Origin of the sequence: Dermatobacter hominis (assembly GCF_020715685.1) — a bacterium.
GTDB lineage: Bacteria > Actinomycetota > Acidimicrobiia > Acidimicrobiales > Microtrichaceae > Dermatobacter > Dermatobacter hominis.
The window spans coordinates 2,637,058-2,659,801 of the sequence record NZ_CP085840.1; the positions used below are offsets into that span (position 1 = coordinate 2,637,058).

Annotated in this window: 22 protein-coding genes; 9 read left to right on the forward strand and 13 right to left on the reverse strand. The window is 74.0% G+C overall.

Going from position 1 to position 22,744, the window contains the following annotated elements; all coding sequences use genetic code 11:
• Positions 1-2 precede the first annotated feature (2 nt).
• From LH044_RS12455 to LH044_RS12470, 4 genes are read right to left on the reverse strand one after another with little or no spacing between them, the layout of a single operon-like run.
• The gene (locus LH044_RS12455; protein ID WP_227755911.1) at positions 3-806 is read right to left on the reverse strand and encodes an HAD family hydrolase; all 804 of its coding nucleotides are present in this window, start codon (positions 804-806) and stop codon (positions 3-5) included.
• Positions 799-3,198 carry a glycoside hydrolase family 65 protein gene (locus LH044_RS12460; RefSeq protein WP_227755912.1) on the reverse strand — a complete coding sequence of 800 codons (2,400 nt, stop codon included), beginning with the start codon at positions 3,196-3,198 and terminating at the stop codon, positions 799-801. The genes LH044_RS12455 and LH044_RS12460 overlap by 8 nt, the downstream gene beginning before the upstream one ends.
• Positions 3,195-6,083, reverse strand: a complete 2,889-nt coding sequence (locus LH044_RS12465) for an aconitate hydratase (protein ID WP_227755913.1) — start codon at positions 6,081-6,083, stop codon at positions 3,195-3,197. Before LH044_RS12465 ends, LH044_RS12460 begins: the two co-directional genes overlap by 4 nt.
• 11 nt (positions 6,084-6,094) lie before the next feature.
• Positions 6,095-6,826: a cytochrome c oxidase assembly protein gene (locus tag LH044_RS12470; protein WP_227755914.1), complete on the reverse strand. Its 732-nt coding sequence runs from the start codon at positions 6,824-6,826 to the stop codon at positions 6,095-6,097.
• A gap of 62 nt (positions 6,827-6,888) precedes the next feature.
• On the opposite strand from LH044_RS12470, the gene LH044_RS12475 reads away from it, so the two are divergent.
• Genes LH044_RS12475 through qcrB form a run of 4 tightly spaced genes read left to right on the forward strand, consistent with a single transcriptional unit; the run spans position 6,889 to position 10,749 of the window.
• Complete coding sequence (locus tag LH044_RS12475; protein ID WP_227755915.1) at positions 6,889-7,455, forward strand: cytochrome c oxidase subunit 3; 567 nt, start codon at positions 6,889-6,891, stop codon at positions 7,453-7,455.
• Positions 7,452-8,210, forward strand: a complete 759-nt coding sequence (gene qcrC / locus LH044_RS12480; protein ID WP_227755916.1) for a cytochrome bc1 complex diheme cytochrome c subunit — start codon at positions 7,452-7,454, stop codon at positions 8,208-8,210. Before LH044_RS12475 ends, qcrC begins: the two co-directional genes overlap by 4 nt.
• A complete protein-coding gene (locus LH044_RS12485) occupies positions 8,207-9,160 on the forward strand; it encodes a ubiquinol-cytochrome c reductase iron-sulfur subunit (protein WP_227755917.1) in 954 nt (317 codons plus the stop codon). Before qcrC ends, LH044_RS12485 begins: the two co-directional genes overlap by 4 nt.
• On the forward strand, positions 9,157-10,749 hold the full coding sequence (gene qcrB / locus LH044_RS12490) for a cytochrome bc1 complex cytochrome b subunit (RefSeq protein WP_227755918.1): 1,593 nt from the start codon (positions 9,157-9,159) through the stop codon (positions 10,747-10,749). The genes LH044_RS12485 and qcrB overlap by 4 nt, the downstream gene beginning before the upstream one ends.
• On the opposite strand, the gene ctaF is transcribed toward qcrB, so the two are convergent.
• The 3 genes from ctaF to coxB are packed head-to-tail and all read right to left on the reverse strand — an operon-like array spanning position 10,700 to position 13,561.
• Positions 10,700-11,098, reverse strand: a complete 399-nt coding sequence (gene ctaF, locus LH044_RS12495; protein ID WP_227755919.1) for an aa3-type cytochrome oxidase subunit IV — start codon at positions 11,096-11,098, stop codon at positions 10,700-10,702. The genes qcrB and ctaF overlap by 50 nt on opposite strands.
• Positions 11,095-12,807, reverse strand: coding sequence for a cytochrome c oxidase subunit I (gene ctaD / locus LH044_RS12500; protein ID WP_227755920.1), 1,713 nt, complete (start codon positions 12,805-12,807; stop codon positions 11,095-11,097). The genes ctaF and ctaD overlap by 4 nt, the downstream gene beginning before the upstream one ends.
• A 25-nt stretch (positions 12,808-12,832) precedes the next feature.
• Positions 12,833-13,561, reverse strand: coding sequence for a cytochrome c oxidase subunit II (gene coxB / locus LH044_RS12505; RefSeq protein ID WP_227755921.1), 729 nt, complete (start codon positions 13,559-13,561; stop codon positions 12,833-12,835).
• A gap of 194 nt (positions 13,562-13,755) precedes the next feature.
• Between coxB and LH044_RS12510 the strand changes: the two genes are divergently transcribed.
• The 3 genes from LH044_RS12510 (at position 13,756) to LH044_RS12520 (ending at position 16,233) form a co-directional block, all read left to right on the forward strand.
• Positions 13,756-13,974, forward strand: a complete 219-nt coding sequence (locus tag LH044_RS12510) for a DUF3072 domain-containing protein (protein ID WP_227755922.1) — start codon at positions 13,756-13,758, stop codon at positions 13,972-13,974.
• Positions 13,975-14,077: 103 nt separating this feature from the next.
• Positions 14,078-14,572: a phosphate-starvation-inducible PsiE family protein gene (locus tag LH044_RS12515; protein WP_227755923.1), complete on the forward strand. Its 495-nt coding sequence runs from the start codon at positions 14,078-14,080 to the stop codon at positions 14,570-14,572.
• Positions 14,572-16,233 carry an alkaline phosphatase D family protein gene (locus tag LH044_RS12520; protein ID WP_227755924.1) on the forward strand — a complete coding sequence of 554 codons (1,662 nt, stop codon included), beginning with the start codon at positions 14,572-14,574 and terminating at the stop codon, positions 16,231-16,233. Before LH044_RS12515 ends, LH044_RS12520 begins: the two co-directional genes overlap by 1 nt.
• Before the next feature lie 2 nt (positions 16,234-16,235).
• On the opposite strand, the gene LH044_RS12525 is transcribed toward LH044_RS12520, so the two are convergent.
• Complete coding sequence (locus LH044_RS12525) at positions 16,236-17,264, reverse strand: alpha/beta hydrolase (RefSeq protein ID WP_227755925.1); 1,029 nt, start codon at positions 17,262-17,264, stop codon at positions 16,236-16,238.
• 46 nt (positions 17,265-17,310) lie between these two features.
• A complete protein-coding gene (locus LH044_RS12530) occupies positions 17,311-18,003 on the reverse strand; it encodes a hypothetical protein (protein ID WP_227755926.1) in 693 nt (230 codons plus the stop codon).
• 121 nt (positions 18,004-18,124) lie between these two features.
• Here LH044_RS12530 and LH044_RS12535 point away from each other — a divergent pair, with 121 nt between their 5' ends.
• Positions 18,125-18,526 carry an SRPBCC family protein gene (locus tag LH044_RS12535; protein WP_227755927.1) on the forward strand — a complete coding sequence of 134 codons (402 nt, stop codon included), beginning with the start codon at positions 18,125-18,127 and terminating at the stop codon, positions 18,524-18,526.
• 11 nt (positions 18,527-18,537) lie between these two features.
• Entirely contained in the window at positions 18,538-20,106 is a 1,569-nt protein-coding gene (locus tag LH044_RS12540; RefSeq protein ID WP_227755928.1) for a sulfatase family protein, read from the forward strand.
• A 55-nt stretch (positions 20,107-20,161) separates the two neighbouring features.
• On the opposite strand, the gene LH044_RS12545 is transcribed toward LH044_RS12540, so the two are convergent.
• From LH044_RS12545 to LH044_RS12560, 4 genes are all read right to left on the reverse strand, one after another.
• A complete protein-coding gene (locus LH044_RS12545) occupies positions 20,162-20,479 on the reverse strand; it encodes an SHOCT domain-containing protein (protein WP_227755929.1) in 318 nt (105 codons plus the stop codon).
• Positions 20,480-20,536: 57 nt separating this feature from the next.
• Complete coding sequence (locus tag LH044_RS12550) at positions 20,537-20,959, reverse strand: DUF6325 family protein (protein ID WP_227755930.1); 423 nt, start codon at positions 20,957-20,959, stop codon at positions 20,537-20,539.
• 210 nt (positions 20,960-21,169) lie between these two features.
• Positions 21,170-21,658, reverse strand: coding sequence for a DUF1269 domain-containing protein (locus LH044_RS12555; RefSeq protein ID WP_227755931.1), 489 nt, complete (start codon positions 21,656-21,658; stop codon positions 21,170-21,172).
• A gap of 99 nt (positions 21,659-21,757) precedes the next feature.
• Positions 21,758-22,675, reverse strand: a complete 918-nt coding sequence (locus LH044_RS12560) for an oxygen-binding di-iron domain-containing protein (protein ID WP_227755932.1) — start codon at positions 22,673-22,675, stop codon at positions 21,758-21,760.
• Positions 22,676-22,744 lie beyond the last annotated feature (69 nt).

A 22,744-nucleotide genomic window follows, 5' to 3' on the forward strand; every position in this document is an offset into this window, starting at 1 on the left:
CGTCAGGTCGATCCGCCCCGACCACGACCGGCGCCGGTGGCCCGGGTCGCCCACCACCCGGGTCCCAGCTCGGCCAACGACGACACGACGTCGTCGGCGCCGGCGTCCCGGAGCCGATCGGGGCGGCCCACCCGGTCGATGCCGATGACGAGGCCGAGGTCGCCGCGGCGACCGGCCTCGACGCCCACGACCGCGTCCTCGAGCACCGCACACGCGGAGCGCTCGGCTCCGAGCTCCGCGGCGGCTCGGAGGAACGCGTCGGGGGCCGGCTTGCCGGCGAGGCCCTCCTCGTCGACGACGGCACCGTCGACGACGACGTCGATCCACCGCTCCAGGCCGGTCGCGGTGAGCACGAGCCGGGCGTTCCGGCTGGACGACACGACGGCACGACGCGCGCCCTCGGCCTCCAGCCACTCGAGGTACGGCCACGCGTCGTCGTAGACGTGGACGGCCCCATCGGCCACCTCCGCCCGGAACAGCTCGTCCTTCCGGGCGGCCAGCTGGTCCACGACGCCCGACCGCTCGCCGAGGCGACCCGCCGTGACGCCGCGCGCGGCCAGGAACTGCACCACGCCGTCGCGGCGGGGCCGCCCGTCGACGTACCGGAGGTAGTCCTCGACCGGGTCGAACGGCCGCACGTCGGCGATCCCGAGCTCGTCGACCACGTGGGAGCGCAGGGCGTCGTCGAACATCTGGCTCCAGGCTCGGGCGTGGGCGTCGGCGCTGTCGGTCAGCACGCCGTCCAGGTCGAACAGGTGGTGCACCGGCCACCCCGGATCGCGACCCGAGCCGCTCACCTCACCCACCGCCGTCGTCCCCCGCCGGTCCTCGCGGCGCCCACCCGCGCGGGTGCGCCGGCTGGAACGGCACGCCCCGGCCCGGCGGCTGCGCCGGTGCCGGCTCGTCCAGGCCGGGCCGGACCGGTCGCCAGGTGGTGGCCTCGCCGACGACGAGCTCCTCGTCCTCGTGGCGGATCGGGAACGGCTGCCCCTCGAGCAGGCGGTACCCGACCCGGTCCGGGAGCAGCTCGACGTGGACCGATCCCGATCGGCACGGGACGCAGAAGGCCAGCCGCCCGAGGCTGCGCGGGCCGACGGGCCGGAACGACGGCGGGTCCCAGGACCGCAGCCCGCCGAAGCCGTCGACCACCGCCGACCAGACGCCTGCCGACGCCGCGATGTGGAGGCCGTCGCGGGTGTTGCCGTGGAGCTCGTCGAGGTCGATGAGGGCCAGCTCCCGGAGGAACGCCTCGGCGAGCTCGACGTAGCCGACCCTCGCCGCCACGACAGCCTGCGGGATCGCCGAGATCGAGGAGTCGCGGACCGTGATCGGCTCGTAGTGGTCGAAGTCGCGGCGGGCCGTCGCGTCGTCGAACTCGTCCGGGCAGCGGTGGATCGCGAGCACGAGGTCGGCCTGCTTCACCACCTGCCGCCGGTACAGGTCGAAGTACGGGTGGGTGCGGAACAGCGGGTACTCGTCCGGGCTCGTCCGCTCGAAGGGCCAGGGCTCGTGGTCGGTGAACCCCTCGGCCTGCTGGTGGACGTCGAGCCGCTCGTCGTAGGGGATGCACATGGACTCGGCCGCCGACCGCCAGCCCGTCACCTCGTCGGCCTCGACCGACAGCCGGGCCGCCTCGGCCGGGTGCCGCTCCACGGCGTCGGCCGCGGCACGCAGGTTCGCGGCCGCCAGGAGGTTCGTGTAGAGGTTGTTGTCGGCGACCGCCGAGTACTCGTCCGGACCGGTGACGCCGTCGATCCGGAACCCGCCCTGGACCTCGAAGTGGCCCAGGCTGTGCCAGAGCCGGGCCGCCGCGACGAGAAGGTCGACCGCCACGGTCGCCTCGAAGTCCACGTCGCCCGTCACCTGGACGTGGCGGTGGGCCGCCGCCGCGACGGCGCCGTTCACGTGGAACGCCGCCGTGCCGGCCGGCCAGTAGCCCGAGCACTCGCTCCCCCGGATCGTCCGCCAGGCGAAGGCCGCGCCGTCGAGCCGGAGCGCTCGGGCGCGGTCCCGAGCGATGTCGAGCGTCGACTGCCGCCACCGCAGCGCGTCCGCCGCTGCGTCGGGGAGCAGGTGCGAGAGCACCGGGACCACGAACCCCTCGCTGTCCCAGAAGGTGTGGCCGTCGTAGCCGCTGCCCGTGAGGCCCTTCGCCGCGATCGGCCGGGCCTCGGCCCGCACGGCCGACTGGTAGGTCTGGAACAGGCAGTAGCGGATGGCGGTCTGCAGGTCGGCCGGGCCGCCGACCTCCACGTCGGCCCGCCGCCAGTAGTCGTCGAGCGCGGCCCGCTGCTCCGAGAGCAGCCCCTCCCACCCCGTGTGCCGGGCGGCGTCGACCGCGGCGGCGACCTGGTCCCGCAGCGCGTGGTCGGACCGGACGGTCGACCAGCCGTAGGCCGCGTACTTGACGATCTCGAGCCGCTCGCCGACGTCGAGCGACGCGGTGACCGTCGTCCGACCGAGGTCGCCACTGGTGTCGCACGAGACATCCGCCTGACCGGGGACCGAGATGTCGTGGGACATCGCCGCGGCGACGCCGATGCCGCTCCGGCGCGTGCGGTGCACCAGCACGACGCAGTCGCCACGACAGGAGTGGTCGACGTCGGCGAACGGCGAGTCGAGCGCGACCGCGACCCGGGGGTCGGCCACGTCGGGCCTCGGCTGGGGCTCGCCGCTGACGAGCTCGGACTGCACGACGATCCGCGCCGGGGCGCCGACGGGTTCGATCTCGAGCCGGAACGCGACGATGGAGCGCTGCGAGTAGGAGACGAGCCTCGTCGACCGCAACCGGATCCCCTGCCGGGCCGGCGATCGCCACTCGACCTCGCGCTCGAGCACGCCCCGCCGGAGGTCCAGCCGTCGGCGGTGGGCGACCAGCGTGCCGTAGCGGACGTCGAACGGCTCGTCGTCGACGAGCACCCGGAGCACCTTCGCGTTCGTCACGTTGACGATCGTCTGGCCCGATTCGGGCATCCCGTAGCCGGGTTCGGCGACCGGGAGCGGCCGGTACTCGAAGACCGAGTTCAGGTAGGTGCCCGGCGTGTCGAGCGGCTCGCCCTCGTCCAGGTTGCCGCGCAGGCCGATGTGGCCGTTGGCGAGCGAGAACACCGCCTCGGACCAGCCCAGGCGGTCCAGGTCGAGCCCCTCCTCGACCACCGCCCACGCGTCGGAGCCGAGGCCCTCGTCGTCCGGGTTCACCCTGCCACCCGCGCCCGTTCGGCCAGCCGCCGGACGACGTGGGGCAGGATGCCGCCGGCGGCCAGGTAGGCCCGCTCCCGCGGGTTGTCGACCCGGACGGTGAGCGGGACCTCCACGTCGCCGGCCCGCAGCGTGGCGGTGCGCCGGAGCTCGCCGTCGGCGTCCACCACGCCGGTCACGTCGATCTCCTCCTCGCCGGTCAGTCCCAACGACCCCACCGACGCGCCGTCCGGGAGCTGGAGCGGGAGCACGCCCATGCCCACGAGGTTCGTCCGGTGGATGCGCTCGAAGGAGCGGGCGATGACGGCGCGGACCCCGAGCAGTCGGGTGCCCTTCGCCGCCCAGTCGCGGGACGAGCCGGTCCCGTACTCCACGCCCGCCAGCACGACGAGCGGCACGTGCTCGGCGGCGTAGCGGGTCGCGGCCTCGTGGATCGTGACGAGCTCGCCGTCGGGCAGGTGGCGCGTCCAGCCGCCCGAGCGCTCTTCCGCCAAGGCGTTGCGGAGCCTCGGGTTGGCGAACGTGCCCCGGACCATCACCTCGTGGTTGCCGCGCCGGCTGCCGTAGCTGTTGAAGTCGACCGGGTCGACGCTCTGGCCGAGCAGCCAGCGACCGGCCGGGGAGTCCACGTCGATCACGCCCGCCGGCGAGATGTGGTCGGTCGTGACGTTGTCGCCGAGGACCACCAGCGCCCGGGCGCCGACGATGTCGCCCACCTCGTGCGACCCCGCGGCCGGCGGCCGGGCGAACGGGGGTCTGCGGACGTAGGTCGAGCCGTCCTTCCAGGGGCTGGAACCGGCGACTGGCCGGCTCGTCGCCCGGCCGCCACCGGCCTCCGCACCCCCGGCGTCGGACGCACCGGGCGCCCCGACCGCGAAGAGCTGGGGGCGCACCACCCGGCCGACCACGTCGGCCACCTCCTCGTCGGACGGCCAGAGGTCGGCGAGCCGCACCGGGCTCCCGCCCTCGTCGACACCGAGGGGGTCCGACGACAGGTCGACCTCCATGTGCCCGGCGAGCGCGGCGGCGACCACGAGCGGGGGCGAGGCGAGGAAGTTCATGCGGACGTCGGGGTGGATCCTGCCCTCGAAGTTCCGGTTGCCCGACAGCACGGCGCACACCGCCAGGTCGCGGTGGCGGATCGCCGCCGAGATCTCGGGCGCGAGCGGCCCGGAGTTGCCGATGCACGTCGTGCACCCGAACCCCACGACGTGGAACCCCAACGCGGCGAGCGGGGCGGCGAGCCCGGCGTCCTCGAGGTAGCGCACCACGGTCCGCGATCCGGGGGCCAGCGACGTCTTGACCCACGGCGGCGTGCGCAGCCCGCGGTCGACCGCCGCCCGCGCGAGGAGTCCGGCGCCGACCATCACCGCCGGGTTCGACGTGTTGGTGCAGCTCGTGATGGCGGCGATCACGACATGCCCGTCGGTCAGGTCGAAGGCGCCGTGGCCGGTGCTCACGGGGACCACTCGGGCCGCGGTCGGCTCGCCGGGCTCGGCCGCGTCGCCCTCCTCCCACGGTTGCGACGCCACCGGGTCGTCGGCGTCGAGAGCCGGCGGGTCGCTGGCCGGGAACGACTGCGCGGACGCGTCGTCGGCCGACGCCGCCCGGACCTCCGCAGGCCGGCCGTTGCTCGGGACCCCCGGCCGACGGGTCCGGATCGCCCGGTCGGTCTCCGAGGGGTCCTCGCCCGATCCGACGACCGCGGCGATCGCCGCCGCGACCCGGCCCGGGACCGCGGCGAGCGGCACCCGCTGCTGGGGCAGCGACGGGCCGGCGAGGCAGGGCTCGACCTCGTCGAGGCGGACGCGGAGCGCGTCGGCGAACCGCGACGGGGCCTCGCTGCGCCAGAGCCCCTGGTGCCGGGCGTACGCCTCGACGGTGGCGACGCGATCCGGCGACCGGCCCGTGCGCCGCAGGTAGGCGAGCGTCTCGTCGTCGATCGGGAACATCGCGGCGGTCGACCCGTACTCGGGCGACATGTTCGAGATCGTGGCCCGGGCCTCGGCCGGCAGCGCGGCGAGCCCGGCGCCGTGGAACTCGACGAACCTCCCGACGACGCCGTGCGAGCGGAGGGCCTCGGTGATGGTCAGGACCAGGTCCGTCGCCGTCACCCCCGGGCGCAGCGAGCCGGCCAGCTCCACCCCGACGATCCCCGGCACGGCCACCGAGACCGGCTCCCCGAGCATCGCCGCCTCGGCCTCGATCCCGCCGACGCCCCATCCGAGCACGCCGAGGCCGTTCACCATCGTCGTGTGCGAGTCGGTGCCCACCAGCGTGTCCGGGCACACGGTGCCGTCGCGGTCCTCCCGCACGACGGTCGCCAGGCGCTCGAGGTTCACCTGGTGGCAGATGCCGGCGCCGGGGCCGAGCACCTCGAAGCCGGCGAAGGTCCGGCGCCCCCACTCGAGGAAGTCGTAGCGCTCGGAGTTCCGCTCGCGCTCCACCAGCTCGTTCGCGGCGAGCGAGTCGGGTGAGCCGGCGGAGTCGACCGACACGGAGTGGTCGATGACGAGGTCGACCGGCACCTCCGGTCGGACCTGCCCGGGATCACCCGTCAGGTCGCCGACCGCGTCGCGCACCGCCGCGAGGTCGGCGATGGCGGGGACGCCGGTGAAGTCCTGCATCAGCACCCGACCCGGGTGGAACGGGACGTCGATGACCTCGTCGGATGTGGCGCCGTCGACGAGCGCCCGCACCACGTCGGCCGTGGCGCCGGAGCCGTCGTCGTGGCGGAGCAGGTCCTCCACGAGGATCCGGGTCGTCACCGGCAGCTCCGCCGCGCCGGGCAGTGCCTCGGCGAGGCGCTGCAGGCAGCGGATGCGGCGCGTGCGCCCTGCGAGCTCCACCTCGCGGTCCGTCCCGAACACGTCGTGCCCGTCCATCCGTCCACCCGTCATCGGACCGCCTCCGGTCGTTCGAGGTCGCGCACCAGGTCGTCCAGACGGGCCCGCCGCTCCTCGTGCGCGATCCAGCGCCAGAGGCACCAGACGAGGAGCGGGACGGCGACGATCTCGCCGCCCACCCACATGAGCTGCGCCCCGAGCCGCTGGTCGGCGAGCGCGGCCGGAGAGGCGCCGTGGTGCGCCATGAGCGGGCGGTCCTGCGCCAGCAGCGCCAGCCCGAGGAACCCGTGCGAGGCGATGACGACGGCGCCGGCGAGCAGCCGGGCCGGCCACGACCACCGCACCGGGAGGGGCGCCCGGCCGACGAGGTGCTCCACGAACAGGACGCCGACCAGCAGCATGTGGGCGTGCACCACCGCGTGCGCCACCGGTTGGTGCGTCACCCCGACGAGCGGTGTCAGCCACAGGGCCCACGGGGTCAGCACGAACGCCGCGGCGATCCATCCCGGGTTCGTGAGGGCACGGACCGCCCCGGTGCGCGACCACCGGCGCACCCGGGCGGGACCGACGCGGTGGGCGGTCGCCACCGGCAGCCCGGCCACCACCACCAGCACGGGCGCCACCATCCCGACGAGCAGGTGCGACACCACCTCGGAGCTGAACCGCTCGTCCGGCAGCCACGCGGTCGACGCGACGGCGACCGCGGCCGCCAGCGCGGCCGCCCAGCGCCCCGCCCGCTGCGGGCGGGACCTGGGATGGCGGCGGCCGGGCGCATCGCTCACGGCGGCCGCCCTACCCGGGCAGCGTCCGGTCTGACCTGAGAGGTGCCGGGTAGGGCGGCGCGGTGCTGACGTCCACCGGTCGCTCGGGGCCGGCGCCCATCAACGTCGGCGCCGTGGTGTGGTTGTCCTCGGAGCTGATGTTCTTCGCGGCGCTGGGTGCCGCAGCCCTCTCGTTGGAGGGCGCCTCACCGACCGGGTGGCCGCCTCCGGGCGCCGAGCTGAACATCCCGCTGGCCGCGCTGCTCACCGTCGTGCTCGTCTCGTCGAGCTTCGTCATCCACGGGGCGGTCGGCGCGCTCGAGCGCGGCGACGTCCGGCGGTTCCGCCGGCTCCTGCTCGCCACGGCGGTGATGGGCGCGGTGTTCGTGTCGGGCCAGGCGTGGGAGTGGAGCGAGCTCGGCTTCGGCGTCACCTCGAACGCCTTCGGGACCGCCTTCTACACGATCACGGGGTTCCACGGCCTCCACCTGATGGCGGGGCTCGTGGCGATCGGCGTCGTGCTGGGGCGGTCGGCGGCGGCCGGGTTCGACTCGTCGCGCACCCCCTCCGCCCAGGTGCTGGCCTACTACTGGCACTTCGTCGACGTCGTGTGGATCGGCGTCTTCGTCCTGCTCTACCTCTCGCCATGACGCGTGGGCTCGCCCTGCTCGGCGCTGCCGCCCTCGCCGTGGTCGCCGCGCTCTCGCTGCCGGCCGTCCTGGCGGCGAGCCCCGTCGCCCCGCCGGCCCGCGCCGAGGAGGACGGCGACCCGGCGGCCGGTCGTGAGCGCTACCTGGAGGGCTGCGCCTCCTGCCACGGGTCCGACGGGCGCGGTGTCGAGGACCGTGGCCCGTCGCTCGAGGACGCCGGCGCGGCCTCGGCGTCGTTCTACCTGACCACCGGGCGGATGCCGCTCGATCAGCCCGGCAAGCAGCCGATCCGCAAGCCGCCGGCGTACCCGCAGGACGTGATCGACGACCTGGTCGCCTACGTCGCCACCCTCGGCGACGGGCCGCCCATCCCCTCGGTGCGGCCCGAGGACGGGTCGCTGTCGGAGGGCCAGCAGCTCTACACCGCCAACTGCGCGGCCTGCCACAGCTCGGCCGGAGCGGGGGGCGCGGTCGGGCGGAACGCCTTCGCTCCCGGCATCACCCGGGCGACGCCGCAGGAGACGGCCGAGGCGATCCGGATCGGTCCGGGGGCGATGCCGGCGTTCGGGCCGGCGACGATCGACGACGACCAGCTCGACGACATCGTCCGCTACACCGAGTACCTCGACCACCCCGAGGACCGGGGCGGTGCGCCGCTCGGCCGCATCGGCCCGGTGCCGGAGGGCCTCGTCGCCTGGGTGGTCGGCCTGGGGAGCCTCGTCCTCGTGATGCACTGGATCGGGGACCGTCGATGAGCGCACCGCCGGACGACGATCCGGACGAGGAGCCGGGCGACGATCCGGACGGCGGGCCGGGTCCGGCGCCCGACGAGCCCTCGGGCGACGTCCGGTCCGAGGACGAGCGCGACGGCCGAGGCCCGGCCCGTGTCGTGGAGCTCCTGCTCGGGCTCTCGATCGTGGCGGCGCTCGGCCTGGGACTCGTCTACCTCCGGGGCGGCCAGCCCCAGCTGGAGGGCGCGCTGCTCGGGGTGTCGCTCGGCGCGCTCGGGGCCGCGCTCGTCGTGCTGGCCACACGGCTGCTCCCCGACGAGGAGTCGACCGAGGAGCGCCACCCGCTGCCGTCCCAGCAGCAGGCGCGGGACCGGTTCTGGACGACCCTGCAGGAGTCGTCGTCGCCGCTCGCCGACCGGCGCGGGCTGCTCGCCCTGATGGCCGGTGCCGTCGGTGCGCTCGCCCTGGCGGCGCTCGCACCGCTGCGGTCGCTCGGACCCCGCCCGGGCCGCGACCTGTACGTCACCCCGTGGCGCGACGGCAGCCGGCTGGTGACCCGGGGCGGCGGCCCGCTGCGCCCCGACACGCTCGAGGTCGGCGGGATCCTGACGGTGTTCCCCGAGGGCCACGAGGACGCCGACGACGCCGCGACCGTCGTGATCCGGGTGCGCGACGACGAGATGCGCCTCCCCGAGGATCGCCGGGACTGGGTGGCCGACGGCAACGTCGCGTACTCGAAGATCTGCACGCACGTGGGCTGTCCGGTCGGCCTGTACCGCGAGTCGAGCCACGAGCTGCTCTGCCCGTGCCACCAGAGCACGTTCGACGTCCTCGACGGCGCCCAGGTCCGGTTCGGTCCCGCGCCCCGGCCGCTGCCCCAGCTGCCGCTCGGCATCGACGAGGAGGGCTTCCTGGTCGCGCGGGGCGACTTCCCCGAGCCGGTCGGCCCGATCTTCTGGGACCGGGACCGGTGAGCGACGGGACCGATGCCCAGGCCGGGCGGTTCCGCCGCACGCTGCGCTGGTTCGACGACCGCGTCGGCGGGGCCCCGGCCGGGCGGCGGGCGCTGCGCAAGGTCTTCCCGGGGCACTGGTCGTTCCTGATCGGCGAGGTGGCCCTCTACAGCTTCGTGATCCTCGTCGTCACCGGCGTGTTCCTCACGTTCTTCTTCGAGCCGTCCACGCGCGAGGTCACCTACGACGGGCCGTACGCCCCGCTCCGCGGCCAGGAGATGTCGGCGGCCTACCGGTCGGCGCTCGAGCTCAGCTTCGAGGTCCGAGCCGGGCTGGTGATGCGCCAGGTCCACCACTGGGCCGCGCTCGTCTTCCTCGCCTCGATCGTCCTGCACCTCGCCCGGGTGTTCTTCACCGGCGCCTTCCGCCGGCCGCGGGAGGTGAACTGGATGATCGGCGTCACGCTGCTCGTCCTGGCCATCGCCAACGGCTTCTTCGGCTACTCCCTCCTCGACGACCTGCTGTCGGGCACGGGGCTCCGGGTGGCGTGGTCGATCGCGCTGGCAACGCCCGTGCTGGGACCGGACCTGGCGTTCGGCCTGTTCGGTGGCGAGTTCCCGTCGGCGAGCACGATCCCCCGGTTCTTCAGCCTGCACGTGCTGGTCATCCCCGTCGTGATCGGCGCCCTCCTCGCGCTCCACCTCGGCCTGCTCTGGCGCCAGAAGCACACGCAGTTCCGCGGTCCGGGTCGCACCGAGGACAACGTCGTGGGGCACCGGCTGTGGCCGGGCTTCCTCCTGCGATCGACGGCGCTGTTCCTGATGACGGGCGCGGTGCTCACCGCGCTGGGCGGGCTGGCGCAGATCAACCCGATCTGGGTCTACGGGCCGTTCAGCTCGACGCTGACCGCGACGGCGGCCACGTCGGCCTCCCAGCCCGACTGGTACATGGGCTGGCTCGACGGCGCGCTGCGCATCTTCCCGGGGTGGGAGACCCGCGCGTTCGGCTTCACGATCCCGAACGCCTTCTACCCCGGCGTGCTCCTGCCGACGGTGACCTTCGGGCTCCTGTACGCGTGGCCGTTCATCGAGGCGAGGATCACCCACGACCGCCGGTCCCACCACCTGCTCGACCGCCCGCGGGACGCGCCCTGGCGCACCGGGTTGGGCGCCGCCGTGCTGTCCTTCTACGGCCTGCTGTTCCTCGCCGGCTCCAACGACGTCCTGTCGGGCCTGATCGGCGTCGCGCCGGAGACGTTGACCAACGCGTTCCGGGTCGGGGTGTTCGTCGTGCCGGCGGGGACCTTCCTGCTCGTGCGCACGCTCTGCGACGACCTGCGAAGGTCGGGCGTCCACCCGGGCACCGGCCTCCGCGTCGAGGAGATCACCCGCGGCGAGCACGGCGAGCTCCTCGAGCGGCCGGCGTCGGAGGCCGGGGCCGCCGCCCGGGAGGCAGAGACCGGGGCCGCCGCTCGGGAGGCAGAGACCGGGGCCGCCGCCCGGGAGGCAGAGACCGGGGCCGCCGCCCGGGAGGCAGGGACCGGGGCCGCCGGGCCGGAGGTCACGGATCCGGACGCCGACCGGTCTCCGTCTCGCGAGCCATCCCCGTGATGCCGTAGGCCAGCAGGATCGCCGCCGGCAGGGTGATCCACGCGGTGAAGGCGAGCCCCCAGGCCAGGGCGGTGCAGGCCACGCCGAGCACGAGCGGCCAGATGCTGGCGGACGGCAGCTCCTCGACCTCGCCCGCCGCGTCGGCCGGCTCGGCGTCCGCCCGGTCCTCGGGCCGGTCCCCCACCGTGCGGTGCACGCTCAGGAGGTAGGCGCCGACGACGACGAGCGAGGCCGCCGCGAACAGGAGGAGGGCGGTGCCCGCAGGGTCGGCGCTCAGCGCGCCGTAGATCAGCGCGATGGGCAGGACGAACAGGCCGACCCCGGCGAACGTCCGCCACTCGGTCTTCACGAGGCGCCCTCGTCGGCATCCGCGCGGGGCGGGCCCGTCCCGTCCTCGTCGACGGCATCGGCGGCCGCCGCAGCCGCGGCACGGGCCACGGCCAGGTCGTGGGCCGGGCGCTCGGACCGCACCGGGGGCACCCGGTCGAAGTTGTGGACGGGCGGCGGCGAGGTCGTGGCCCACTCCAGCGAGTTGCCGCCCCACGGGTCGTCGCCGGCCGGCGGGTCATGGCGGCTGATCCAGATGTTCACGAGGAACAGCGAGACCGCGACCACCATCAGGAGCGCGCCGATCGACGACAGGAGGTTGAGCCACGTGAAGCCGGCGTCGGCCGGGTAGTCCGCGTAGCGACGCGGCATTCCCCGCAGGCCCAGGAGGTGCTGCGGGAAGAAGGTGATGTTGAAGCCGACGAACAGCAGCGCCGCCTGCGCCCGCCCCCACGACTCGCGAAGCCGGTGCCCGTAGAACTTCGGCCACCAGAAGTAGAGGCCCGCGAACATCGCGAACACGGCGGAGCCGAGCAGCACGTAGTGCATGTGGGCGACCACGAAGTACGTGTCGGTCACGTGGAGGTCGAACGACGGGATCGCCAGCATCGGACCGGTCAGGCCGCCGATCAGGAAGATGATGATGAAGCTGATCGCGAACAGCATCGGCGTGTCGGGGACGATGTGGCCGCCGAGCATCGTGGCGATCCAGTTGAAGATCTTCACGCCGGTCGGCACGGCGATGATCAGCGTCGTCGCCGCGAAGAACGAGCTGTAGACCGCGCCCGTGGCGTACATGTGGTGGGCCCACGTCGCCACCGAGTAGGCGCCGATCGCGAGCGTCGCCAGGACGAACGCCTTGTAGCCGAACAGCGGACGGCGGGAGAAGACCGGCACGACCTCGCTGATCACGCCGAAGAACGGCAGGGCGACGATGTACACCTCGGGATGGCCGAAGAACCAGAAGAGGTGCTGCCACAGGATCGGGTCTCCGCCCCGGGCGGGGTCGAACCAGGCGCCACCGAACTGGCGATCGACGAAGAGCATCGCGATCCCGGCCGTGATGACGGGGAAGCCGAGGAGCACCAGCAGGCTCGTCACGAAGAACGTCCACGTGAAGATCGGCATCCGGAACATCGTCATGCCGGGGGCGCGCAACGTGAGCACGGTGGCGACGACGTTGATCGCCGTGAGGGTCGTGGCGACGCCGAGGAGGGCCAGCCCGGTCAGCCAGAGGTCCGCTCCGTTGCCCGGCGAGTAGAGCCCACTCGACAGCGGCGTGTAGGCGGTCCAGCCGAAGTCCGCCGCGCCGCCCTCGGTGAGGAACCCCGACAGCATCACCAGCCCGCCGCCGACGAACAGCCAGTAGGAGAGCGCGTTGAGACGGGGGAACGCCATGTCGGGCGCCCCGACGTGGAGCGGCACGAGGTAGTTGGCGAGGCCCGACGCCATCGGCACGGCGAACAGGAACATCATCACCGAGCCGTGCATCGTGAACAGCTGGGAGTACTGCTGCTCGTCGACGACCTGGCGACCCGGCTCGGCCAGCTCGAGCCGCATGAGGCTGGCCAGCACGCCGCCGACCACGAAGAACGCGAAAGCCGTGCCGATGTACAGCAGGCCGATCCGCTTGTGGTCCGTGGTGGTGATCCACCCGAGGAGCCCGTGCGGCGTGCCGTGCTCGGACGCGCCGTGTCGCGGTGGGCTCGGTCGGCCCAGCGTCAGCGCCACGGCGGCCTCCCCCGTCGCGGTCCGGTCACGCGCCGTCCAGCCATCGCCGGTACTCCTCGTCGTCGACCACGCGGACGACGAAGTTCATGTGGGCGTGGTCGATCCCGCAGAACTCCGCGCACTGGCCCAGGAAGGTGCCGGTGCGGTTCGGTCGGACGTCGAGGGTGTTGACCCGTCCCGGCACGACGTCGAGCTTGGTGCCGAACACCGGGACGAACAGCGAGTGGATGACGTCGCGCCCGCGCAGCTCGAGCCGGACCGATCGTCCGACCGGCAGCACCAGCACGGGGTCCTCACGGGCCTGGCCGCGGACGACCCGGCCGTCGCCGTAGTCGAAGGTCCAGCCCCACTGGAACGCCACCACCTCGATCTGGACGTCGGGGTCGCCGCCGTGGCGGGCGATGGCGCGATCGGTGACGACGGACAGCGCGAAGACGGCGCCGACGAGCAGGAGCGGCACGATCGTGTAGGCGAGCTCCCAACGGACGCTGCCGCTGTTGGCCGACGGCTCGTCGCCGCGACGCCGGGCCCGGAGCCCTCGCACCACGGCGACGCCGAGCAGCAGCACGACGAACACGCCGAGGGCCGTCGCGATGGCGAGCACGGTGCGCCACTCGCGCAGCACGTCCTCCGCCTGGTCGGAGGCGGGGTCGGGGAAGCCGGCCCGGCCGCAGCCGGCGGCCACGGCGACCAGCGCCGTCCCGATCGCCGCCCCTGCGGCGACCCTGCGGTGGGGCCGACGGGGCGTGGGCACGCTCCTGCGGCTACCCGGTTCGATCGCGGACAGTACGGCGCCGCCCGCACGGGCGGGCGGCGCCGGGCAGGGCGGCGCCGGGCAGGGCGCGACCTCGGGGGGCGGGCGCGGCACGTGAGAGTCCCCTGCCCGCGATGCATCGAACGTGCGTTCGTGGGGCAGACCCCGGGCGGACCCGATGCGAGGAGCAGACCATGAGCGAGCAGGCCGACGTGCAGCCCCAGGCCGAGAAGGACCCGGAGGACTGGGTCACGGGCGACGAGCCGATGACCGGACCGCAGGCGTCGTACCTGCACACCCTGGCCCAGGAGGCCGGCGTCGACGTCGGCGACGACCTGACCAAGGCCGAGGCATCGGAGCGGATCGACGAGCTCCAGCGGGCGACCGGGCGGGGCCGGCCCGCCGACGGGTGAGCCCGCTGGCGGGGACCTGCGGCCGCCCCGGCCCCGGTCGCCCTGCGGTGATCTTCGACCGCGGCCCGGGTAGACCGGCGTCCACAGGGGTAGTCACCACGATGTGACGGGCGCCCCGAACGACGACGCGCCGGGCGGCGGCGATCGACTCGACCGGTCGATGCGGCTCGCCGAGCGCTCGGTGTACGTCGTCATCGCCGTCCTGCTGACGATCAGCGCCGCCATCGCTCTGGTCGCGATCGCCTGGGAGCTGCTGACCGGTCTGGACGACGGGGCACTCGCAGCGGTCGAGACCACCCTCGACGGGCTGCTGCTGGTGTTCATCTTCGTCGAGCTGCTCGGCGCCGTGCGGGCGACCGTGATCGAGCAGAAGCTCGTGGCCGAGCCGTTCCTCGTCGTCGGCATCATCGCTGCGATCAAGGAAATCGTGCTGGCGACGTTGCAGGCGGGATCGAAGTCCGGTTCGGCGCTCGAGGACGCGATGCTCGAGGTGGTCGGCCTCGGCGTGGTCGTGCTGCTGCTGGCGCTGGCCGCGTTCCTGGTCCGCCGCAAGGAGCGGGAACCCACCGAGCGTGACGCCGGTTCCGGAGGCGACTGATGGGCGAGGACGGGGCGACGTTCACCCACGGAGTGGCGTCCTTCGAGCCGACCGGGTCCTCGGTCCTGCTGTGGACCCGCCTCGGCCGACCGGGGCCGACCACGTGGGAGCTGGCGACCGACCCCGACGTCACCCGCGTCGTCGCATCCGGCGAAGCGGCAGCGTCCGCCGACGACGACTGCACGGTGGTGGTCGACGCCGTGGACCTCGATCCGGCGACCACCTACTGGTACCGGTTCCGGGCGGACGGGGCGACCTCGCCGATCGGTCGGACGCGGACGTTGCCGGGCCTCGGGGCCGAGCACCTGCGGCTCGCGACGGTGTGCTGCTCCCGGTACTCCGTCGCCCCGCTGACCGTGTACCGCGCTGTCGCCGAGCGCGAGGTCGACCTGGTCGTCCACCTCGGCGACTACATCTACGAGGACGACGGCTCCGCCGGACCGCGTCGGCACGACCCGCCGCACGTCGCCACCACGCTCGACGACTATCGACGCCGAATCGCCCAGGTCCGGGCCGACCCCGACACGCAGGCGCTCCACCGCCGCCACCCGATGGTCGCCATCTGGGACGACCACGACCTCGCCGACAACGCGTGGTCGACCGGTGCGAAGGCGCACGACCCCGACGAGCACGGTCCGTGGCGGGACCGGGCCGCGGCGGCGGCCCGGGCCCGGAGGGAGTGGCTGCCGGCGCGCCTCCGGGACCCGGACGAGGCGACCGTCACGTGGCGGTCCGTCGAGGTCGGCGACCTGGCCGAGCTGGTCCTGCTCGACACCCGGTACCACGGTCGGGACCGCCAGGCCGGCGACGACGACTCCCCGGACCTGCACGACCCCGACCGCTCCCTCCTGGGCGCCGAGCAGCGGGAGTGGCTCCGCCAACGGATCGCCGACGTCGATCGGCCGTGGACCGTCGTGGCCAGCGGCGTCGTGATCAACGAGATCGAGCTGCGATGGCCACCGCCGCTCCGGTGGATCGACCGGCTCCTCCCGAACGGCTACGCCGTCATCGACGGGCACGTGATGCACGACGACCAGTGGGACGGGTATCCCGCCGAGCGCGACCGGCTGACGTCCTGGCTCGCCCGTCGTGGCGCGGCCGGGGGCCGTGCCCTCCTGCTGTCGGGGGACGTGCACTCGTCGTGGGCCTTCGAGGGCCCGCGCACCTCCGACGGCGCACCGGTGGCGGTCGAGGTGACCACCCCCGCCGTCTCCTCCGAGGCGATGGGGCGGGCCCACCCGCCGGCCGTGTGGCGGCTCCTCGACCGCGAGGCGAACCGACTCGGACACGTGCCCTACGCCGAGGTGACCGAGCGCGGCTACTGCACGATCGACCTGGGTCGGGACGACCTCGTGGCGACCTGGTGGCACCTCGATCCGTGGGCGGACGACCCGACGGCGACACAGGAGGCGGCCGCCACCTTCCGCAGCGAGCGTCGCGACTGGCCGCCCCGACTGGACCCGGAGACGACGACCGCGCCCGATCCGGTGCGACCGGGCCTTCCGGACCCGCTCCCGCCCCGGCCCGCCGACCTGGCCTCGCTGCGCCGCCGGCGCACCGCACGGCTCGCGGCCGAGGGGGGCGCCGCCGCCGTGGCGATGACGGCGTGCGCCGCCGCCATCCTCGTCCTCGGACGCCGCGCCCTGCGACGGCGGCGCTGAGGTCAGGTCGCGGCTCGTGGTGGCGCAGCCGTCGGCCGGAGCGCCCGCGTGAGCGCCCGCGCCTGGGCCACGCAGAAGTCCCGCGACACGGGGACGCGCGCGGCGATGCGGTCGAAGCCGTGGAAGGCCCCGTCGACGACCTCGAGCTCGCACGGCACGCCCGCGGCGCGGAGGCGCTCGGCGTAGGCGACGTCCTCGTCGAGGAACAGGTCGAGCGTCCCGACCCCGATCCAGGCCGGGGGCAGGCCGGAGAGGTCCTCGCACCGAGCCGGCACCGCCGGTGCGGTGAGGCCCTCCGCGCCCGGCTCGGCCCCCAGGTACGACCGCCACCCGTATCGGTTGGTGCGGTTGCCCCAGAGGCGGAAGCCCGACTCGTCGATGTCGTCGCGCAGCACCGTGCGGTCGTCGAGCATCGGGTACGACAGGAGCTGGAGGGCCGGGCGCAGCTCGCCCCGGTCGCGCGCCAGGATCGCCAGGCCGGCCGCCAGCCCGCCACCGGCGCTCATGCCGCCGATCGCCACGCGGTCGGCGTCGACCTCGGGCTGCGACATCAGCCAGGCCAGCGCGCCGTAGCAGTCCTCGAGCGGCGCGGGGAACGGGTGCGCCGGAGCCAACCGGTAGTCGACCGAGGCCACGACCATCCCGAGCCCGCGGGCCAGCACGCGGCACAGCGCGTCGTCCTGCACGGCCCGGCCCATGACGTAGCCGCCGCCGTGGATCGACAGCAGCGCGGCTCGGGGGCCGTCGGCCGGCTCGGGCGGCCGGTGGACGCGGACCGACCAGGCGCCTCCGTCGACGGTCGCGCCGTCGACGACCTCGACGTCGCGGTCCACCGGCACCACGCGCCGCACGGCACGGTCGACGCGGTCGATGCCGACCTCGACCCGGCGGACGGCGGCCAGGCCCTCGGCGCGCGGCGGCCTGGGCACCAACCGGGCGGCCCGCCGGAGGTCGGGGTGCACGGACCGGTCCGAGGGGCGCCCACCGGAGGTGCGCCGGTCCGAGGTGCGGAGGTCGTCGCCGACGGTCATGGCCTGCAGCTTCGCACCGCGGCGCACGGCGGTGCGCCGGGACCGATCAGAACGGGGGCTTGGGCGCGCCGGCCAGGAGGACGACGCAGTACACGAGCACCACCACGCCGACGGTGATCAGCCCGACCCGGGCCGACCGCAGGCGGAACTGGCTGCTGATGCCGACGATGAACAGGACCGACGCGAGCAGCACCGTGATGCGGACGTAGTCGTCGGCGGTGCCCCCGTTCTCGGAGCCCTCCTCGAACTTCTCGTCGGCGGTGGCCGACAGCTCCTTGCTCTCCTCGACCGCAGGCTGCTCGTACTCCGGCATGTAGGTCGGGCCGGCAGGCGCGTCCGGGTTGTTCGCCGGGTCGGTGGCCATCCACGCCGTGAACGCGACCTCGAACTCGGGGCGGAACCGCCGCTCCGCGACGGTCATCGCCTGCTGGTCGTCGGCGATCCACGCCGTGAACCACGCGTTGAACGTGGTGCTGTCGAAGTTGCGCGACTCCATCGCCCTCAGGTCGGCCTGGCTCGACCTGGTCCGGGCCGCCGACGCCTCGGCGAGCGACAGGCGGGAGTCGGTGCTCCACTTGGCGGCCGCGTAGCCGGACCACGCCGCGAGCAGGGCGACCACCGCGAGCAGGATCGCCTCGATGATGCTCACCGCCCGGTGCTCGCCGTCGTGCACCCCGTGGTGCTTGCTGTGCTCGGCGATCTCCTTGCCGACCTCCGATGCCGACAGACCCTCACCCACGTGCGCGCTCCCGCGTCCTGCGGGCGCCGCCCGCGACCATCACCGTCGCCACCATGATGCGTGACCGGAGCCCCCGTGCGGGGCAACCCCCGTCTCCCATCCCTGGCAAGATCGGCGACCGATGGCGACGCTGCGACGAGACGTCCGCTTCCGGCACCCCGCCGAGGCGGTGTGGGGCGTGATCTCCGACGCCGGTTCGCTCGCGAGCTGGTTCCCCGGCCTGACCGACTCGAGCCTCGAGGGCGACCTCCGGACGGTCACCCTCGGGTCCGGGATCCCGCTGCCCGAGCGGATCATCACCAACGACCCGCTGCAGCGACGCCTGCAGTACCGGATCGAGGCCGGACCGGTGCGCCACCACCTGGGCACCGTCGACGTGATCGACCTCGACGACGGCACGTGCATGGCCGTCTACTCGACGGACGCCGAGCCCGGTGTCATGGCCCTCGTGGTCGGTGCGGCGTGCGGCAACGCCCTGCTGGAGCTGCGGCGGCAGTTCGACGACGGCGAACGCACCTACTGAGGGAGCACCCGATGGGCCGCAAGATCCTGTTCATCACCACCGACCAGCAGCGGTACGACACGCTGGGATGCAACGGCGGCGCCCTGTCGCGGACGCCGGTGGTCGACGGCCTCGCCGCCGCGGGCATCCGCTACGAGCGGGCGGTCCCCCAGTCGGTGGTCTGCATGCCGTCGCGCTCGACGATGCTCACCGGCCAGCACCAGCACACCCACGGCGTGTGGATGAACGGCGTGCCCCTCCCGGTCGACGCCCCGTCGGTGGCTGCGCTGCTCCACGGCGAGGGCTACCGCACCGCCCTGATCGGCAAGGCGCACTTCGAGCCGTTCCTCGACCCGTTCCTGCGCTTCAACGAGAACCGCCTCGCCTCGCTCGGCACCGAGACGGTCGAGGATCGCCAGTTCGGCGGCGGCACCGGACCCCACCGCGGCTTCGACCACCTCGAGTTCGCCACGCACGGCGCCGCGGGATGGCTGCACTACGCGCGGTGGCTCGGCAGCGAGCACCCCGACGCGGTCGCGGGCTACTACGCGGTGCTCGACCGGGACATGGAGGTGAACGCCGAGGGCTTCGGCGACACCGGCGCGCCGCAGGTGAAGCACAACCCGATCGAGCGGGGCTGGTACCACACCGACTGGGTCGCGGACCGGACGATCGCGTGGCTCGACGGGCTCGGCGCCGACGACGACTTCTTCTGCTGGATGAGCTTCCCCGACCCCCACCACCCGTGGGACCCGCCGGCGTCGGAGCTGCACCGGGTCGACTGGCGCGACGTCGAGCTCCCCGAGGGGTACCCGACCTCGGCCGCGGAGCGCGAGACGCTGCTCGACGCCAAGCCACGGCACTGGCGGCTCTGGTACGACGGCGAGCTGGTCTCGAACTACGAGGCGCCGCCGCACTGGGTGCCGGCCACGTTGACCGCCGACCAGGTGCGCGAGGTGAACGCGGTCAACGCCGTCGAGGTCGAGCTCATCGACGAGGCGATCGGTCGCGTGCTCGCCGCCATCGACGCCCGGGGCTGGACCGACGACCTGGACGTGGTGTTCACCACCGACCACGGCGAGCTGCAGGGCGACTTCGGCCTGCTCTTCAAGGGCCCGTACCACGTGGACGGCCTGATGCGGCTGCCGCTGGTCTGGCGACCGGCCCCCTCGGCCGGCGTCGCACCTGCGACCGTGACCGCACCGGTCGGCCTCGTCGACCTCGCGCCGACGTTCGCCGGGATCGCCGGGATCGAGCCGCAGTCCTGGATGCAGGGCGATGCGCTGCCCGTCGACGACACCGACGCCGCGGCGCGAGGCATCGAGGCGCAGCTCACCGCGTGGGACAGCGAGCTCAACGGGGTCGCCGTCCACCTCCGCACGATCACCCGCGACGGCTGGGTGTGCACCGCCTACCTGCCGGGTGCCGTGCACGACGGCACCGAGGGCGAGCTGTACTCGCTGGCCGACGACCCGCTGCAGCGGGTGAACCGCTGGGACGACCCGGCCGTCCGGACCGTGCGCGACGACCTCGTCGCCGACCTGTGGGACCGCCAGCCCCCGGCACTCGAGCCACGACTGGAGCTGCAGGCCCCGGTCTGACGCCGGCCGGCGCACGATCGCGCGCCGGCCGACCTCGGCCGGTCCGCAGCCCGGGTCAGCTGCCCAGGATCTTGGCCTTCTGGGCCGCGAACTCGTCCTCGGTGAGGATGCCCTGGGCCTTCAGCTCGCCCAGCTGCTTGAGCTGCTCGAGCACGTCAGCCTGGCCGGCGGCCGGAGCGGGCGCAGGAGCCGGCGCGTACTGCGGCTGCTGCGGCGCCACCTGCTGCTCGTACGCCTGCTCCCGCTGTGCGTAGATGTTGGCGTCGCGCTGGGCGTACTTCTCGGCCTGGCGGCGCTGGACCCGACCGCTGACGGCGGTGGCGGTCCCGGCGACGACGGCGGTGCGGGCGACGCCCCTCAACAGTCCTGGCATGGTGCTCTCCTCGTGCTCGTTGTTCGTTCGGTGCGGTCGGTCGGGTCGATCGTCCGCTCAGGCGTCCAGGGCGTCGAGCGCCTCGATCACGTCGGCGGCGGGGATCCGGGCCGAGGCGACGACCTCGCCGCCGGCGCGGTAGGCCGCCGACACGAAGCGGGCGGCCCACGTGTTCTCGAACACGATCAGCGCCGCCACGGTGCCGGGCTCGAGCGCGTCGGCGGCGGCCGCCAGGTCCTCGTCGCCGAGCAGCCCCGACCGGGCGCCGGCGAACGCGGTGAAGGACCCGTCCAGCTCGTCGAGCTCGATGCCGGAGAAGGACCCGTCGGCCTCCTTGCGGACCGCGACCAGGTCGTACAGGGCGATGAACCCGGCATCCACGAGGGCGGCGAGCTCGGCCGCGGTCTCGTCCAGGGGGACGTCACCGGGGAACTCGAGAAGGACGAAATCGATCGGACCGTGGACATCGGTGTCGCTCATGTGGCTCCGGGCCTCCTGTCGGCGTGCTGCGCCCATCGTCGGGCACAGGTGGGTGGGCGACACCACCAGAACCGGGTGATCCGTCGCTCCCACCGAGACGGTAGCCCGCCGGCGCCTGTGCGCGTTCCGCGACGAGCGGGCCGGCGCGACACGGCCGCCGGACCCCGGGCGACCCGGGTGGCCGGCGGCCGCGGAGGGGGCGGGACGGGCTCAGGCCGCGCCGTGCAGGTGGCTCTGGATCTCGGCCTCGTCCTCGGCGCTGAGCGACGTCTTGATCACGTTGCCGCCGAACTTCGAGAGGCCGTCGAGCGCCTTGTCGGTGGTCATCTGCTCCACGATCATGAACAGCGCCGAGGTGCCCGGCTGCAGCGCCGACCGGACCTGCTCCTGGAAGTCCTTGCTGATCGAGTCCTTGGCGAGCTTGCCGCCGAGGGCGCCGAACGCGGCGCCCATCGCCATGCCGAAGATGGGCACGAAGAACAGGATGCCGAACAGCAGGCCCCAGAACATGCCCCAGGTGGCACCGGCGCCGACCTCGTGCTGGTTCGTGACGGTCTTGAACTTGCCGTCCTCGCCGCGGATGATCGCCGCGACGGCGTCGGGCTGGATGACCAGGTCGGAGGCGAGGACGCCCACCTCGTCCATCGCGGACAGGGCGGTCGTGGTGTCGTCGTAGCCGATGGCGATGAGGTCGGGCACTGGAGGTCTCCTCGGTGGGGGTGACGTCGGACCGTCCAGCCCGACCGGTCCGACGTTATCCCCGGGCGCCGCCGTCCAGTCCCCGGACCGGGGATCCCGTCAGCCCGCCCGGACCGGGGCGCCCGCCGTCGCCATCGCGGCCTGGATCTGCTCCAGCAGCTCCTGGCCCGGCTGCGGCGGGACGGCATCGCCGGGGAGCCGCAGCAGCATGTCGTGCGCCGCCGACAGGTCGCTCGCCTCGATCGTCGGGGCGTGGGTGCCGGCGATCGCGGACAGCGGGAGCTCCGTGACCCGGCGGCACTCGGTGAGGTAGCGATCGCGGTCGACCAGGGACACCCACGGGCTGTTCCACGTGCCGAACGAGATGAAGCCCTCGCGCCACGCCTCGGGGTCGAGGTCCTCGACGAACGCCGTGCCGGTCGCGACCGGCGTGGCGTAGCAGTCCGACGCCCAGTACACGCCGGTCCGCGGGTCGAACAGGCCGCGGGTGGTCGGCGAGTCGTAGAGCGGCGGGCGGATGGCCGTGAGCACCCGGTCGCCGGCGTCGAACGACTCGCCGTCGCCCACCCACCGCCAGCGGGTCGGGGGCACGCGCAGCTCGGCGCCCAACCGCTCGGTCATGAACCACGAGGTGATGAGCGTGGCGTTCGGGCACAGGTCCATCACCGCGTCGACGTTGCCGTAGTGGTCGACGTCGTCGTGGGAGAGGAAGACCCAGCGGACGTCGGCGGGCTCGACCAGGCCGAACAGGTCCTCGAGGTAGCGGTCCCGGTTCGACGGGGCACCCGTGTCGACGACGACGGGTTCGACGCCGCGGATCACCATCGAGTTCATGTGCACCGCGACGGGCGCGACCCCCTCGCCGGCGGTGTCCTGGATGACGAACGTGTCGGGGGCGATCTCGACGGGGAGGTGCCGGGGCCGCTCCGGGACGGACGGCCGGTCGGGCAGGTCGGCTCCGGCTCCGCCGGCGGTGCCGCTGCGGTCGGACGTGCTGGTGTGGTCGGTGTCGTGCATGGGACCACCGTGCGGCACCTCCCCCGCCGGCCGACATCCCGTGCCGCCAGGGAGCTGGGGGCCGGCGGC

Excerpts from the sequence above, each read along its gene's own strand:
- LH044_RS12465 (WP_227755913.1), bottom strand. The coding sequence starts at position 6,083 with ATGGACGGGCACGACGTGTTCGGGACGGACCGCGAGGTGGAGCTCGCA.
- qcrC (WP_227755916.1), top strand. The coding sequence starts at position 7,452 with ATGACGCGTGGGCTCGCCCTGCTCGGCGCTGCCGCCCTCGCCGTGGTC.
- LH044_RS12485 (WP_227755917.1), top strand. The coding sequence starts at position 8,207 with ATGAGCGCACCGCCGGACGACGATCCGGACGAGGAGCCGGGCGACGAT.
- LH044_RS12510 (WP_227755922.1), top strand. The coding sequence starts at position 13,756 with ATGAGCGAGCAGGCCGACGTGCAGCCCCAGGCCGAGAAGGACCCGGAG.
- LH044_RS12520 (WP_227755924.1), top strand. The coding sequence starts at position 14,572 with ATGGGCGAGGACGGGGCGACGTTCACCCACGGAGTGGCGTCCTTCGAG.
- LH044_RS12525 (WP_227755925.1), bottom strand. The coding sequence starts at position 17,264 with ATGACCGTCGGCGACGACCTCCGCACCTCGGACCGGCGCACCTCCGGT.
- LH044_RS12535 (WP_227755927.1), top strand. The coding sequence starts at position 18,125 with ATGGCGACGCTGCGACGAGACGTCCGCTTCCGGCACCCCGCCGAGGCG.
- LH044_RS12540 (WP_227755928.1), top strand. The coding sequence starts at position 18,538 with ATGGGCCGCAAGATCCTGTTCATCACCACCGACCAGCAGCGGTACGAC.
- LH044_RS12545 (WP_227755929.1), bottom strand. The coding sequence starts at position 20,479 with ATGCCAGGACTGTTGAGGGGCGTCGCCCGCACCGCCGTCGTCGCCGGG.
- LH044_RS12550 (WP_227755930.1), bottom strand. The coding sequence starts at position 20,959 with ATGAGCGACACCGATGTCCACGGTCCGATCGATTTCGTCCTTCTCGAG.
- LH044_RS12560 (WP_227755932.1), bottom strand. The coding sequence starts at position 22,675 with ATGCACGACACCGACCACACCAGCACGTCCGACCGCAGCGGCACCGCC.